Raw genomic sequence first — 14139 nt, 5'->3', positions numbered from 1 at the left:
TCACGCCTTGGTGACCGGGGTCACGGGAGTCCCCGCGAGTGAGTCGAGGAACGCACCGCACCAGTCCAGCAGCGCCTGGTCACGCAACTGCGGTGCACCCATCCGGCCGCCCGCCGCTCCCTCCGTCGGCCTAGGCACGGTGACGGTGCCCATGGCCTGCTTGTAGACGGCCTTCGGGAACAGGCGCCGCAGCCTGACCAGCTGCGAGTCGAGCAGGTCCAGCTTCGCGAACCGCAGGTTCTGCCCCATCGCGATCACCTCGGTGACCCCGTGGCGGCGGCAGGCGTGCCGCAGGCGGGCCACACCGAGCAGGCGTTCGACGGGCTCCGGCGGCGTGCCGTAGCGGTCCTTGAGCTCGTCCCAGACGGACTTCAGCGCGGCCTCGTCGGAGGCGGCCGCGATCTTGCGGTACGCCTCCAGCCGCAGCCGCTCGCCCGGCACGTACTCGTGCGGGATGTGCGCGTCGACCGGGAGGTCGACGCGGACCTCGGCGAGCTCCTCCTCGACCTCGCCGCCGTCGGCGCCCGCGTGCTTGCGGAACGCCTCGACGGCCTCGCCGACCAGCCGGATGTACAGGTCGAACCCGACGCCCGCGATGTGACCGGACTGCTCGGCGCCGAGAATGTTGCCGGCGCCGCGGATCTCCAGGTCCTTCATCGCCACGGCCATGCCGGCGCCGAGCTCGGTGTTCTGCGCGATCGTCGCGAGCCGGTCGTGGGCGTGCTCGGTGAGCGGCGTCTCCGGCGGGTACAGGAAGTACGAGTACCCGCGCTCGCGGCCACGGCCGACGCGGCCGCGCAGCTGGTGCAGCTGGGCCAGGCCGAGCAGGTCACCGCGCTCGACGATCAGCGTGTTGGCGTTGGAGATGTCGAGGCCCGTCTCGACGATCGTGGTGCAGACGAGCACGTCGTACTCGCGTTCCCAGAACCCCTGGATGAGGTGTTCGAGCTTGTCCTCGTTCATCTGGCCGTGCCCGGTCACGACACGGGCCTCCGGCACCAGCTCGCGGATGCGCTTCGCGGCCTTCTCGATCGTCGAGACCCTGTTGTGCACGTAGAAGACCTGGCCGTCGCGCATCAGCTCGCGCCGGATCGCCGCGCCGACCTGCTTGTCGTCGTACGCGCCGACGTAGGTGAGGATCGGGTGCCGTTCCTCCGGCGGGGTCAGGATCGTCGACATCTCGCGGATGCCGGCCAGCGACATCTCCAGCGTGCGCGGGATCGGCGTCGCGGACATCGTCAGCACGTCGACGTGCGTGCGCAGGGCCTTGATGTGCTCCTTGTGCTCCACACCGAACCGCTGCTCCTCGTCGACGATCACGAGGCCCAGGTCCTTGTACCGCACGTTCTTCTGCAGCAGCCGGTGCGTGCCGATCACGATGTCGACCTCGCCGTCCGCGAGGCCCGCGATGGTCTGCGCGGACTCCTGGGGGTCGGTGAAGCGGCTAAGCCCCTTGACGTTCACCGGGAACTGGCGCATGCGCTCGGCGAACGTGTTGAGGTGCTGCTGGGCGAGCAGCGTCGTCGGCACCAGCACGACGACCTGCTTGCCGTCCTGCACCGCCTTGAACGCCGCGCGGACCGCGATCTCCGTCTTGCCGTAGCCAACGTCACCGCAGATGACGCGGTCCATCGGCACGGACCGTTCCATGTCGGCCTTGACCTCGTCGATCGCGGCCATCTGGTCCTGCGTCTCGGTGAACGCGAACGCGTCCTCCAGCTCGCGCTGCCAGGGCGTGTCGCTCGAGAAGGCGTGGCCGGGGGCGCTCTGCCGGGCCGCGTAGAGCTGCACCAGCTCGGCCGCGATCTGCTTGACCGCCTTGCGCGCCTTGGACTTCGTGTTCTTCCAGTCGCTGCCGCCGAGCTTGTTCAGCGTGGGCAGCTCGCCGCCGACGTACCGGCTGACCTCGTCGAGCTGGTCGGTCGGCACGAACAGCCGGTCGCCGGGCTGGCCGCGCTTGGACGACGCGTACTCCAGGACCAGGTACTCGCGGGTGGCCCCGGCGACCGTGCGCTGGACCATCTCCACGTACTTGCCGATGCCGTGCTGCTCGTGGACCACGAAGTCGCCGGCCTTGAGCGCGAGCGGGTCGACCGCGTTGCGCCGCTTGGACGGCATCCGGCGCATGTCCTTCGTGGACGTGCCGCCGCGACCACCCGTCAGGTCGGTCTCGGTGAGCACCACCAGCGCGAGGTCCGGCAGCACGAACCCGTCTTCGAGCGAGCCGCGCACGACCGTGACGGTGCCCGCTTTCGGCGCCTCGTCGAGGGAGTCGACGCAGACGGCCGAGACTTCGGCCTCCTTGAGCCGTTCGACGGCGCGCTGCGCGGTACCGGCGCCGGGCACGACCAGCACGGCCGCGCCGCCCGTCGCCGTGTGCGCCTTCAGGTCCGCGAACGCCCGTTCGACGTCGCCCTGGTAGGCCTCGACCGGCTTGACGTCGAGGTGGACGACGTCCTTGGCGTCGCTGGTGAGCTGGCTGAGCGTCCACCAGGGACGGCCGCCTGCCTTCGCGTGCTCGGAGATCTCGCCGATGCCCTGGTAACCGCTGCGGCCGAGGTCGATCGGCGCCTTGCCGCCCGCGGCGGCCGCCATCCAGGACGCCTCGAGGAACTCCTGCCCGGTGCGCACCAGGTCGGCCGCGCGGGCCCGGATCTTCTCCGGGTCGTTGAGCAGGACGTGCGTGCCCTTCTCGACCACGTCCGTGAGCAGCTGCAGCTCGCCGGGGCACAGCGCCGGGATGAGCGCCTCCATGCCCTCGACGGCGATGCCGCCCGAGATCTTCTCCAGCATCTCCGCGAGGTGCGCGTCCGAGCGGTGTTCCTCGGCCAGCTCCGCCGCGCGGTGCCGGACGTCGTCGGTCAGCAGCAGCTCGCGGCACGGCGGCGCGACGAAATCGGTGACCTCGTCGGGCAGCGATCGCTGGTCCTGCACCGAGAACGGCCGGATCTCGCTGACCTCGTCGCCCCAGAACTCGACGCGGAACGGGTGCTCGGCGGTCGGCGGGAAGATGTCGAGGATGCCGCCGCGCGTGGCGTACTCGCCGCGCTTCTCGACCATGTCGACGCGACTGTAGGCGTTCTCGCCCAGCGTGGTGAGCAGCTCGGCGAAGTCCTGCTCCTCGCCGACCTTCAGGTGCACGGGCTTGAGGTCGCCCAGACCCGGCGCCATCGGCTGGATGAGGCTGCGGACCGTCGTGACGAGGACCCTGATCGGGTTGCCCTCGGGGTGCTTGAGGCGGCGCAGCGTCTGCAGGCGCGCGCCGACGGTGTCCGCACGCGGACTCAGGCGCTCGTGCGGCAGCGTCTCCCAGCTGGGGAAGAACGCGACCTTGTCCGGGCCGATCAGGTCCTTGAGGACGCTCGTCAGCTCTTCGGCTTCCCTGCCCGTGGCGGTCACGGCCAGCACCGGCCGGACCGTGGACAGCGCGGCGGTGACGAGCGGGCGGGCGGCCAGCGGGCCGTCCAGCTCCAGCTCGGGGACACCGGCGGATTCGATCAACGTGCGGAGGGCTTTGTCGGGCAGGACACCATCGAGCAGGCCGAGCAGCGGCATGTGAGAAACCCCGGTCGAGTGCGGATTGCCGGACGAACTGCGAACGCCGGACAGACCCCTGCCTGGGACGAGGGGTCTCACCACCCACCTTAGCTCGTTCCGCGCCCCCTTATCGGGTGGCTTGAGCACGCCCCCGGCGGCCATCCTGTGCACGTGTCGACAAGAGAGATCAGGGCTGACTACGACGATCAGTCCATCGTGGTCTACCAGGCCTATTCGCCCGCGATCGCCGAGCCCGCCGTGGCCGCGCAACGGTTCGTGCCGCCGTTCAAGCTGGAGCGGATGACGTGGATCAAGCCGTCGTTCCTCTGGATGATGTACCGCTGCGGCTACGCCCGGAAGGAGGGCCAGGAGCGCGTCTTGGCCGTGCGCATCACCCGTGCGGGGTTCGACTGGGCGGTCTCCAACGCGGTCGAGAGCAGCATCAAGGGCAAGCCGTCGGTGCGCGTGCAGTGGGACCCGGAACGCGGGCTGAACCACGAAGCCCTGGAGCACCGCTCCATCCAGATCGGACTGACGCGCGAGGCCGTGGACATGTACGTCAACGAGTGGACGATCGGCATCACCGACGTGACGGCCCTCGCGCGCGAGATCCACGAGAAGGTGCGTGCGCGTGACCTGGACGGAGCGCGCGCGTTGCTGCCCGTCGAGCGGCCTTACGGAACCTCCACGGCACAAAACGCATAGTTGGGACATGCGCGCACTCGTTGCTGCTGGGTTGGTGCTGGTCGTCGCGGCGTGCTCGTCGCCGGAACCGGGCGGCAACGCGCCGTCGAAGGCTCCGGCGCCGCAGGGCCTGAAGGTCGAGGAGGTCGCGGGCGGCTTCCAGCACGGCTGGGACATCGGGTTCCTGCCCGGCGGCTCGCTGCTGGTCACCGAACGCCCCGGCGGCGTCAAGCTGGTCAAGGACGGTCAGGTCACGCCCGTCGACATGGACCTGGAAGGCCTGCAGGCGCGGGGCGAGGGCGGCCTGATGGGGCTGGTGATCCACCCGGACAACCAGCGCTTCACCGTTTGCTACAACACGTCGAGGGATGTGCGGCTCGTGACGTTCCGCCTCGACGGCACGAAGGCGACCAAGACCAAGGACCTGCTCACCGGCATGCCGTCGAACTCCAGCGGGCGGCACTCCGGCTGCCGGCCGACGCTCGCGCCGGACGGCTCGATGTTCGTCGCGACCGGGGACATCGCGCAGGCCCGCAACCCGCAGGACCGCACGAGCCTCGGCGGCAAGGTGCTGCGGATCGACCCCGAGACCGGCGAGGGCGCGGCCGGCAACCCGTTCATCACCTCCGCGAACGCCAACGAGCGCCGCATCTACACCTACGGTCACCGCAACGTGCAGGGCGTGGTGTTCCGGCCGGACGGCGACCAGATCTTCTCCAGCGAGCACGGCCCGAGCGTCGACGACGAGGTCAACCTGCTGCAGAAGGGCGCCAACTACGGCTGGGACCCGTCCGAGGGCGGCACGAAGAGCGGGTACGACGAGAGCGTGCCGATGACCGACCTGCAGCGGTTCCCGGACGCGGTGCCGGCGATCTGGTCGTCCGGCTCCCCGACCGAGGCGATCTGCCAGGCGGCGTTCTGGAACGGCAAGCTCGCGATCACCGCCCTGAAGGGCTCGAAGCTGCTGCTCTTCACGCTCGACCAGGCCGGCAAGGTGCAGAACGTGAGCGTCCCGGAGGAGCTGAACGACAAGTACGGCCGCCTCCGCGCCGCCCGCACCGCGCCGGACGGGTCGCTCTACCTCACGACGTCCAACGGCACCGACGACAAGCTGCTCAGGCTTTCCGGAAACGGATGAGCCCGCCCGAGCCGTTCGACCCCTCGACGAACGGCTCGGACGCGAGGCTCCACTGGGAGACATCGCTCAGGCGCACCCGGACCGTTTCACTGTCGCCGCGCATTAGGCGCCATGCACTAACACCACACCCGTCCTGCGTGCAGATGCACTAAGAGCAGGTCACGAACGGCTGCGCAGCTTGGGCTTGTGCTCCATCGCCGACAGGCCGTTCCACGCCAGGTTCACCAGGTGCGCCGCGACCTCGTCCTTCTTGGGCTTGCGCGCCTCCAGCCACCACTGCCCGGTCAGCGCGACCATCCCGACCAGCGCCTGCGCGTACAACGCGGCGAGCTTGCGGTCGTAGCCCTGCTCGGCGAAGTGCAGCCCGAGGATGTGCTCGACCTGCGACGCGATGTCGTTCAGCAGGGAGGAGAACGTGCCGGAGGTCGACGCGACGGGCGAGTCGCGCACCAGGATGCGGAACCCGTCGGTCGAGCCCTCGATGTAGCCGAGCAACGCGCAGGCTGCCTGTTCGAGCAGTTCACGCGGGTGCGAGCCGCCGTCCAGCGCGTTCGTGATCTGGTCCATCAGGCGCTGCATCTCGCGGTCCACGACGACGGCGTAGATGCCTTCCTTGCCGCCGAAGTGCTCGTAGACGACGGGCTTCGACACGCTGGCGCGGTGCGCGATCTCCTCGATCGAGGTCCCGTCGAAGCCCTTGTCGGCGAACAGGGCCCGGGAGACGTCCAGGAGCTGCTCTCGGCGTTCCTTGCCCGTCATCCTGACCCTGGCCATCGACTCAGCCTACAAAGCCGGTTCCGGCCACCGGAGACCCACTCACGGGCAGTTCTCAGGAACGGCACGCTGTGTCGCCCGGAATCGAGACCTCGACCCGGCATCATCGGGTGATGGCCAGACGCAAGATCATCCGGATCACCGCGACCTCGTTGCTCGTCCTGCTCGTGCTGGTCACGGCGGCTCTGGGCGGCGTCGGCTGGTACTACAGCGGTGAGCTGCTCGAACCGGCCGAGGTGCCGCGGCGCTATCCCGAGACCGCGCTCGGCGTCGACGACAAGAACGTCGTCCTCGCCGAATCGAAGCTCACGCTGCAACGCGGTACGTTCGGCGTCGTCTGGCCCGGCGGTACCGCGAAGGTCGGTGACATCGCGTCCACCAGGAACGGCCGCGTGGAACGCCCTCTGCTGGAGGGCACCGCACCGCCCGAGGGCACCAAGGTGCGCATGGAGACCAACGTCTACCAGGGCAACCCGAAGACCTCGCTCGGCCTGGTCTACAGCGACGTCGCGATCCCGGGCGAGCTCGGCGACATGCCCGCGTGGTTCGTCCCGGCGTCGAACCCGGACACGTGGGTCATCACCGTGCACGGGCGTGGCGCGTCGCGTGAAGAAGCGCTGCGGGTGGTTCCGCAGTTGCACGGCGCGGGGCTCCCCGTCCTGCTGATCACCTACCGCAACGATCCCGGCGTCCCGAAGTCGCCGGACGGCCTCTACCACCTCGGCGACACCGAGTGGCACGACGTCGAGGCCGCCATCAGGTACGCGCAGGGCCAGGGCGCGAAGAAGATCGTGCTCTACGGCTGGTCGATGGGCGGCGCGATCGTCGGCCAGACCCTCGCCCGGTCCGGCCTCGCGGCGTCCGTGAGCGGCGTCGTGCTCGACTCCCCCGTCACGAACTGGACGCAGACGCTGAACCTGCAGGCGGAGAACCGGGGCGTGCCGACGTGGCTCACGCCGGTGGCCGAGGTGGTGTCCGGCTGGCGCGCGGACATCGACTTCGACCGGTTCGACCTGGTCCGCAGCCCGCCCGCGCTCAAGCCGCCGACGCTGCTCGTGCACGGCTCCGCGGACGGCACGGTGCCCGCCCAGTCGTCGCGCGACCTCGCGACCGCGGCGAACGGGCTCGGGTGGCCGCTGCAGTACGTGGAGATCCCGGGCGCCGACCACACGTCGGGGTGGAATGTGGCGACGGACACGTATCGCACCGCGCTCGGCGACTTTCTGACCAGGTCAGTCGGCGCGAAGCCGTGATCTTGAACTGAGCCGGGCGAGTGGTGGTTGGACAAGAAGAGGACCACTCGTGACAACATGTGCCTGAGCGGACGCGAGTTCGCTCATTCCGCCATGGTGTAAAGGCAGCACCTCTGATTTTGGTTCAGATGGTCCAGGTTCGAATCCTGGTGGCGGAGCTGGGCACGAGTCAGTGTGGTCTTTGGGAGGTGCGAAGCTGCCCGAGGAAACGGTCGACGAGCAGGGCAACGTGGGCCACCGCCATCACGAGATGTCCGACGCGTGGCTGGTGGGTCGCGCGAGCGAACTCGTCGCCGTGGCCCAGAGCAGCCACCTCGCCGCGCAGCTGGACGCGGCTTCGGAGATCGACCGCATCCTCGCCGAGGCGCAGGGCCGCGGCGAGCCCCGCATCGTCGCGCAGCTGCTCAGGGCCGCGGCGGTGGTCAGGCTGGTCACGCCCGGCCTCGTCGACATGTCCGATCCGCAGCTCGACGAGATGCTCGCCCACTGCCGCCGCCACGGCCTGATCGTGCTGGAGGCGGACGCGCGGGCACTGCGCGGCCGCCGGTTCCTGCTGGGCAACGCCGAGGACAAGGCGCTGACCGAGATCGCGTCAGCCCTGGCGATGATGCTCGACGAGGAACCCGAGGTCGACCCGGTCTTCGACAAGCGGATCTGGGACCAGCTGCTCGCCACGACGCTGCAGGACATCGCCCTGGTGCTGACCCAGCTCGGGGTCTACGAGATGGCGGACGACGTGCTGGCGGGCGCGAACAACGCGTTGCGCGAGAGCGGCCAGCCGCACCAGATCTACGTCCACCTGGTCAACCGCGCCCGGCTGCGGATCGGCTGGGGTCTGCGTCTCGAACGGGTGAACCTGCACGACGCCGCGCACGAGCAGTTCAAGGTCGCCTCCGGACTCGCCGAGGCCGCCGAGGTGCCGTTCCGGCAGTCGCTGCACCCCGGCCGGCGCGACCTCGACGCCGCCGAGCAGGTGCCGATCCTCGGTGCCGCCCACGCGCTGACGAACCCCAGGGAAAGCCACCTCGACCGGCTGTGGTCGTTGCGCGGCCTGTCGATGTACGCGCGGGAGCTGATCATCGTCGCGATCGCGCTGGCCCGGTGCCTGGTCGAGGCCAACCGGCTGGACGACGCGCTCAAGGTCCTCGACGACACGCGCACGCAGATGGAGCACGACACGTCGGAGCCGTCGCTGGTGCTGTCGCTGGAGCGCGAGTACGCGCACCTGAGCGGTCCGCACACGACGTCGGCGCTGCAGGCCTACAACGCGGCCCTGGAGCTGGAGCTGTGGCAGATGCGGGAGTCCCGCGTGGCCACGCTGCAGACGCGCCGTGAACACGAACGGCTGACGCGCGCGCACGGCCAGATCGCGCAGCAGGCGTTGCAGGACCCGTTGACCGGGTTGCCGAACCGCCGCGCGCTCGACGACAAGATGGGCGAGCTCATCGCCGGTCAGGTCAACCCGTTCTCGATCGCGCTGGTCGACCTGGACGGGTTCAAGGGCGTGAACGACCGGCATTCACATGCCGACGGTGATGATGTTCTTCGGGTGATTGCCAGCACACTCCGGCAGGCCCTGCGGGGTGACGACATGGTGGCCCGCTACGGCGGCGACGAGTTCGTCGTGCTGCTGCCGGGGGCCCCTCTGCACGCCGCGGAAGCGGCACTCGGCCGGGCCGTGGATGCGGTGGCGGGCTTGCCAATCGACCTCTCCCGGGGCGTGACGCTGTCGGTCGGCGTCATCTCGCTGCGCCCCCGCGAATCCGCCAACCAGGCCCTGTCAAGGGCGGACTCGGCGATGTACGTGGCGAAGCGCCAAGGTGGCTGCCAGGTTGCGGCCGTGGCCGGGGAGCCGTCCGCGGAGGCTTAGGCTGTTCCGCGGACTTCGAAACACCCAGCCTGTTAGGGAGAGCATTGATGCTCGAGGGCCCTGTCAGCACGGTCGTGCTCGCCGCCGGGGAAGGCACCCGCATGCGGTCGTCCACGCCCAAGGTGCTGCATCGGATCGCCGGCCGCTCACTCGTGGAACACGCGGTGCGCGCGGCGGCCGGCACAGACCCCGACCACCTGGCCGTCGTCGTCGGTCACGGCCGTGAAGCCGTCACCGAGCATCTGGAGACCCTCGCCGGGACACTGGGCCGCAAGGTCACCGTCGCGGTGCAGGCCGAGCAGAAGGGCACCGGGCACGCCGTCTCGTGCGGCCTGGCCGAGCTGCCGCACGACCTGGCCGGCACGGTGATCGTCAGCTACGGCGACGTGCCGCTGCTCGACACCCAGACGTTCACCGCGCTGCTGGCCGAGCACCGCTCGGCAGGCAACGCGGTCACCGTCCTGACGGCCGTGGTGGACAACCCCACCGGCTACGGCCGGATCGTCCGCGACGCCGACGGCACCGTCCAGCGGATCGTGGAGCAGAAGGACGCCGACCACGCCGAGCAGCTGATCAACGAGATCAACTCCGGCGTCTACGCGTTCGACGCGGCCGTGCTGCGCGACGGGCTCTCGCGGTTGTCCACCGACAACGCGCAGGGCGAGCTCTACCTCACCGACGTCCTGGGCATCGCCCGCGGCGACGGCAGGCGCGTCGGCGCGCTGATCGCGTCCGACCCGTGGCTGGTCGAGGGCATCAACGACCGCGTGCAGCTCTCGGCCGTCGGCGCCGAGATGAACCGCCGCATCGTCGAGGGCCTGATGCGCGGCGGCGTGACCGTCGTGGACCCCGCCTCGGTGTGGGTCGACGCGGACGTCCGGGTGGGCCAGGACGCGCTGATCGAGCCGAACGTGCAGCTCCGCGCGGGCACGGTGATCGGAGCCCGCGCCGTGGTCGGCCCGGACACGACGCTGTCCGGCGTGACGGTCGGCGAGGGCGCCTCGGTGATCAGGACCCACGGCAGCGACTCGGTGATCGGCGACGGCGCGTCCGTCGGCCCGTTCGCCTACCTCCGCCCCGGCACCTCCCTGGGCGTGAAGGGCAAGATCGGCACGTTCGTCGAGACGAAGAACTCGCAGATCGGCGACGGTTCGAAGGTCCCCCACCTGTCCTACATCGGCGACGCCACGATCGGCGATCACAGCAACATCGGTGCAGCATCGGTGACCGTCAACTACGACGGCGTCAACAAGCACCGCACGATCGTCGGATCCCACTGCCGCACCGGCTCGGACAACATGTTCGTAGCGCCGGTGACCGTGGGCGACGGCGCGTACACCGGCGCGGGCACCGTCCTGCGCCGCAACGTCCCACCGGGCGCGCTCGCCGTGTCCGGAGGCCCGCAGCGCAACCTCGAAGGCTGGGTCCTCAGCCGACGTGTTGGCACGGCCGCCGCTCAGGCAGCAGCCGAGGCCCTGGCGAAGCAGAATGCCGACGAGAACACAGAGGAGGGTCGCTGACCGTGAACCCGCAGATGCCCGGCACACCGAAGAAGAACCTGATGCTCTTCGGCGGGCGTGCCTACCCGGAGTTGACGGAAGAGGTCTCGAAGCACCTCAACGTCACGGTGACTCCTCAGTCGGCCTACGACTTCGCGAACGGCGAGATCTTCGTCCGCTTCGAGGAGTCCGTCCGAGGCTGTGACGCCTTCGTCATCCAGTCGCACACCGCACCCATCAACCAGTGGCTGATGGAACAGCTGATCATGGTCGACGCCCTGAAGCGGGCCTCCGCCAAGCGCATCACCGTGATCATGCCGTTCTACCCGTACAGCCGTCAGGACAAGAAGCACCGCGGCCGCGAGCCCATCTCGGCCCGCCTGGTAGCCGACCTGTTCAAGACCGCGGGCGCCGACCGCCTCGTCTCGGTCGACCTGCACACCGCCCAGATCCAGGGCTTCTTCGACGGCCCGGTGGACCACCTGTGGGCCATGCCGCTCCTGGCAGACCACATCCGCGGCAAGTACGCGGGCCACGAGATCACCGTCGTCTCCCCCGACTCCGGCCGCACCAAGCTGGCGGAGAAGTGGGCGGACACCCTCGGCGGCACCCCGATCGCGTTCATCCACAAGACCCGAGACCCCCTCCGCCCGAACGAGGTCGTCTCGAACCGCGTGGTCGGCAAGGTGGAGGGCCGCCTCTGCATCGTGATCGACGACATGGTCGACACCGGCGGCACCATCGCAGGCGCCGTGAAGCAACTCCTCAACGAGGGCGCCTCCGACGTGGTCATCGCCGCGACGCACGGCATCCTCTCCGGCCCCGCCACCCAGCGCCTGCGCGACTCGGGCGCCCGCGAGGTCGTCTTCACCGACACGCTGCCGATCCCGGCGGAAAAGCGCTTCCCGAACATGACCGTCCTGTCCATCGCGCCACTGCTGGCACGCGTGATCCAGGAAGTGTTCGAGGACGGCTCCGTGACGTCCCTGTTCGACGGCAACGCCTAACCCCAGCAATCCCCAGAAGGGGCCTCCCGCAGCCGTGAACGGACTGCGGGAGGCCCCTTCTGCTTCTCGCGATGCCGAAGGCGAGCCGTCTTCCCACAAGGCAAGGGCGGTGGGGTCCCGTCACGAGTCGCGCCATAGCACTTGCTGCCCGCTCTTGGTGCGGCTCGTGACGGAACCCCACCGCCACCGCAACCCTCTAAGCAACCGGCGGCCGCCCGACGCAACAGGCGTGCCATCTACCTACGGGCGGCGCCACCCCCGATCAGATTGCCGGGGGTCTGGGGGCAGAGCCCCCAGGGGAAAGCACTTAAGGCGACAGGCCGCCCGCAAAGTGACCCACCAGCCAGGCCACGCCCACCGGGTCACCACCCCCAAACCACCCCATCCCCCAACCTGCCCACCCCCGATTAACACCCCAGCCACCCACTCACCTACACTGGTCGGGTTGCCTCGGCGAGGGCGAGCTTTCCAGCTCAACGTGATCGACGCGGTGGCTCGATGCCGCGCGTGTTGAAGTCATCCGTGTGCTGCTCGCCACCGCTGGCCACCCCCTAGCTGATCCGCTGACACTTGTGCACCGCCCCGACGTACAAGGCCAGACTTGTAAGGAGTACCCCACCGTGTCCGAGGTCCGTCTCGCCGCTGAGCAGCGCACTGAATTCGGCAAGGGCGCCGCCCGCCGTACCCGTCGCGCCGGCAAGATCCCCGCGGTGCTCTACGGCCACGGTTCCGACCCGAAGCACCTGGCCCTGCCGGCGCTCGAGTTCGCCCGTGTCGTCCGTGAGCACGGCCAGAACGCTGTCCTCACCCTCGCCCTCGACGGCGCGGCTGAGCTGGCGCTCACCAAGACCGTCACCACGCACCCGATCAAGAACTACATCGAGCACGTCGACCTGCTGCTCGTGCAGCGCGGCGAGAAGGTCACCGTCGAGGTGCCGCTGGTCATCTCCGGCGAGCCCGCTTCGGGCACGCTGCTGACGCAGGACCTGAGCACGATCCAGATCGAGTCCGACGCCATGAACATTCCGGACCAGATCGAGCTGTCGATCGCCGGTGTCACCGCGGGCACGCAGATCCACGCCAGCGACCTGACCCTGCCCGAGGGCGCCGTCCTGATCACGGACGCCGACGCGCTCGTCGTCGCCGTGAACGAGGCGCCGTCCGCGGCGCAGCTCGAGGGTGACGAGGCTGCTCCGGCGGCTGAGGCCACCGAGGAAAGCTGAGCCCCATCACGTCGGGCCGAAACGACGGCGCGTCACCTCCTCACAAGGGGGGCGACGCGCCGTTGCCGTACCTGCGGCCCGCCGACGTCCGGTCGAAGACCTTCCGCCGCAAGCGGCAGGGTTACGACCCGGACCAGGTGAACGAGTTCCTGCAGATCGTCGCCGACGCCCTGGCCGGTCGTCTCCGCCTGAACCCGGACCACGTGCGCACCGTCAGGTTCGCCACGGTCCCCAACGGCTACGACCCGCTCAGCGTCGACGGCGTCCTGCACCTGCTGGAGTTCCAGGTCCGCAACGGCATCGTGCCGCCGACGGGCCTGAACACCGGCGAGGACCTGTACGCGCGCAAGCTCCCGAGATCCAGCACCGGATACGATCGCGCCGAAGTCGACGCCTTCATCATCCGGGCCGCGGCCAACCTGGACGGCCGGGGAGCGATGACCTCCACCGAGGTCCGCAACACCCGGTTCAGCACCACGTCCGGCCTGCTGGGCAAGGGGTACCAGGTGCAGGCCGTGGACACGTTGCTGGACGATCTCGAGCAGGAGTTGCGGTTCCGTGGACGCTGACCTCGCCCTCATCGTCGGGCTGGGCAACCCAGGCCCCAAGTACGAGGGCAACCGCCACAACATCGGCTTCCTGGTCCTCGACGAACTGGCCGCCCGCGTCGGCGGCAAGTTCAAGGCCCACAAGTCCGGCGCCGAGATCGTCGAGGGCCGCCTGTCCGGCCACCGCGTCGTCCTCGCCAAGCCGCGCAGCTTCATGAACCTCTCCGGCGGCCCCGTCGCGAGCGCCGTGAAGTTCTTCAAGCCCACCACCGTCGTCGTGATCCACGACGAGCTGGACCTCCCGTTCGCCGCGCTGCGCATGAAGTTCGGCGGCGGCGACAACGGCCACAACGGACTCCGCTCCATCACGAAGTCCCTGGGCACCAAGGACTACCACCGCCTCCGCTTCGGCGTGGACCGTCCCTCCGGCCGCCAGGACCCGGCCGACTACGTCCTGAAGGACTTCTCGACCGTCGAGCGCAAGCAACTCGCGCTGGAGATCGACCGGGCGGCGGACGCGGCCGAGGCGCTGGTCACCAAGGGCCTGGAAGCCGCACAAAACGCTTTCCACTAGCGGCACAATGGACGGCATGACGAACCGAAAGG

At 69.5% G+C, this 14139-nt stretch carries 11 protein-coding genes and 1 tRNA gene; 10 read left to right on the top strand and 2 right to left on the bottom strand.

The features are described from left to right. The gene (mfd, locus tag AB0M48_RS13625; RefSeq protein ID WP_363840407.1) at positions 1 to 3555 is read right to left on the bottom strand and encodes a transcription-repair coupling factor; all 3555 of its coding nucleotides are present in this window, start codon (positions 3553 to 3555) and stop codon (positions 1 to 3) included. Positions 3556 to 3708: 153 nt separating this feature from the next. On the opposite strand from mfd, the gene AB0M48_RS13620 reads away from it, so the two are divergent. Both AB0M48_RS13620 and AB0M48_RS13615 read left to right on the top strand, forming a co-directional pair. Then, entirely contained in the window at positions 3709 to 4242 is a 534-nt protein-coding gene (locus AB0M48_RS13620; RefSeq protein WP_363840404.1) for a DUF4291 domain-containing protein, read from the top strand. 7 nt (positions 4243 to 4249) lie between these two features. Then, complete coding sequence (locus AB0M48_RS13615; RefSeq protein WP_363840401.1) at positions 4250 to 5359, top strand: PQQ-dependent sugar dehydrogenase; 1110 nt, start codon at positions 4250 to 4252, stop codon at positions 5357 to 5359. 159 nt (positions 5360 to 5518) lie between these two features. Here AB0M48_RS13615 and AB0M48_RS13610 read toward each other — a convergent pair whose 3' ends face one another. Further along, positions 5519 to 6118, bottom strand: a complete 600-nt coding sequence (locus AB0M48_RS13610; protein ID WP_363841302.1) for a TetR/AcrR family transcriptional regulator — start codon at positions 6116 to 6118, stop codon at positions 5519 to 5521. Positions 6119 to 6246: 128 nt separating this feature from the next. Between AB0M48_RS13610 and AB0M48_RS13605 the strand changes: the two genes are divergently transcribed. The 8 genes from AB0M48_RS13605 (at position 6247) to pth (ending at position 14107) form a co-directional block, all read left to right on the top strand. Further along, positions 6247 to 7386 (top strand): alpha/beta fold hydrolase, encoded by a 1140-nt coding sequence (locus tag AB0M48_RS13605; RefSeq protein ID WP_363840397.1) that lies wholly within the window; start codon positions 6247 to 6249, stop codon positions 7384 to 7386. 87 nt (positions 7387 to 7473) lie between these two features. After that, a tRNA-Gln gene (locus tag AB0M48_RS13600) sits at positions 7474 to 7544 on the top strand. A gap of 23 nt (positions 7545 to 7567) precedes the next feature. Next, complete coding sequence (locus AB0M48_RS13595; protein WP_363840394.1) at positions 7568 to 9256, top strand: GGDEF domain-containing protein; 1689 nt, start codon at positions 7568 to 7570, stop codon at positions 9254 to 9256. A gap of 47 nt (positions 9257 to 9303) precedes the next feature. Beyond that, positions 9304 to 10776, top strand: coding sequence for a bifunctional UDP-N-acetylglucosamine diphosphorylase/glucosamine-1-phosphate N-acetyltransferase GlmU (glmU, locus tag AB0M48_RS13590; protein ID WP_363840391.1), 1473 nt, complete (start codon positions 9304 to 9306; stop codon positions 10774 to 10776). 14 nt (positions 10777 to 10790) lie between these two features. Next, positions 10791 to 11762 carry a ribose-phosphate diphosphokinase gene (locus AB0M48_RS13585; protein WP_319989537.1) on the top strand — a complete coding sequence of 324 codons (972 nt, stop codon included), beginning with the start codon at positions 10791 to 10793 and terminating at the stop codon, positions 11760 to 11762. Positions 11763 to 12382: 620 nt separating this feature from the next. Continuing rightward, on the top strand, positions 12383 to 12985 hold the full coding sequence (locus tag AB0M48_RS13580) for a 50S ribosomal protein L25/general stress protein Ctc (RefSeq protein WP_319990073.1): 603 nt from the start codon (positions 12383 to 12385) through the stop codon (positions 12983 to 12985). A gap of 62 nt (positions 12986 to 13047) precedes the next feature. Further along, positions 13048 to 13554 carry a DivIVA domain-containing protein gene (locus tag AB0M48_RS13575; protein ID WP_319990072.1) on the top strand — a complete coding sequence of 169 codons (507 nt, stop codon included), beginning with the start codon at positions 13048 to 13050 and terminating at the stop codon, positions 13552 to 13554. Further along, on the top strand, positions 13544 to 14107 hold the full coding sequence (gene pth / locus AB0M48_RS13570) for an aminoacyl-tRNA hydrolase (protein ID WP_319990071.1): 564 nt from the start codon (positions 13544 to 13546) through the stop codon (positions 14105 to 14107). Before AB0M48_RS13575 ends, pth begins: the two co-directional genes overlap by 11 nt. Positions 14108 to 14139: the final 32 nt, after the last annotated feature.

The sequence above is a fragment of the Lentzea sp. NPDC051208 genome, from assembly GCF_040682435.1.
Lineage (GTDB): Bacteria > Actinomycetota > Actinomycetes > Mycobacteriales > Pseudonocardiaceae > Lentzea > Lentzea kristufekii.
The sequence above is the reverse complement of the archived record's forward strand: the minus strand, read 5'-3'. Positions and strand labels throughout refer to the sequence as shown.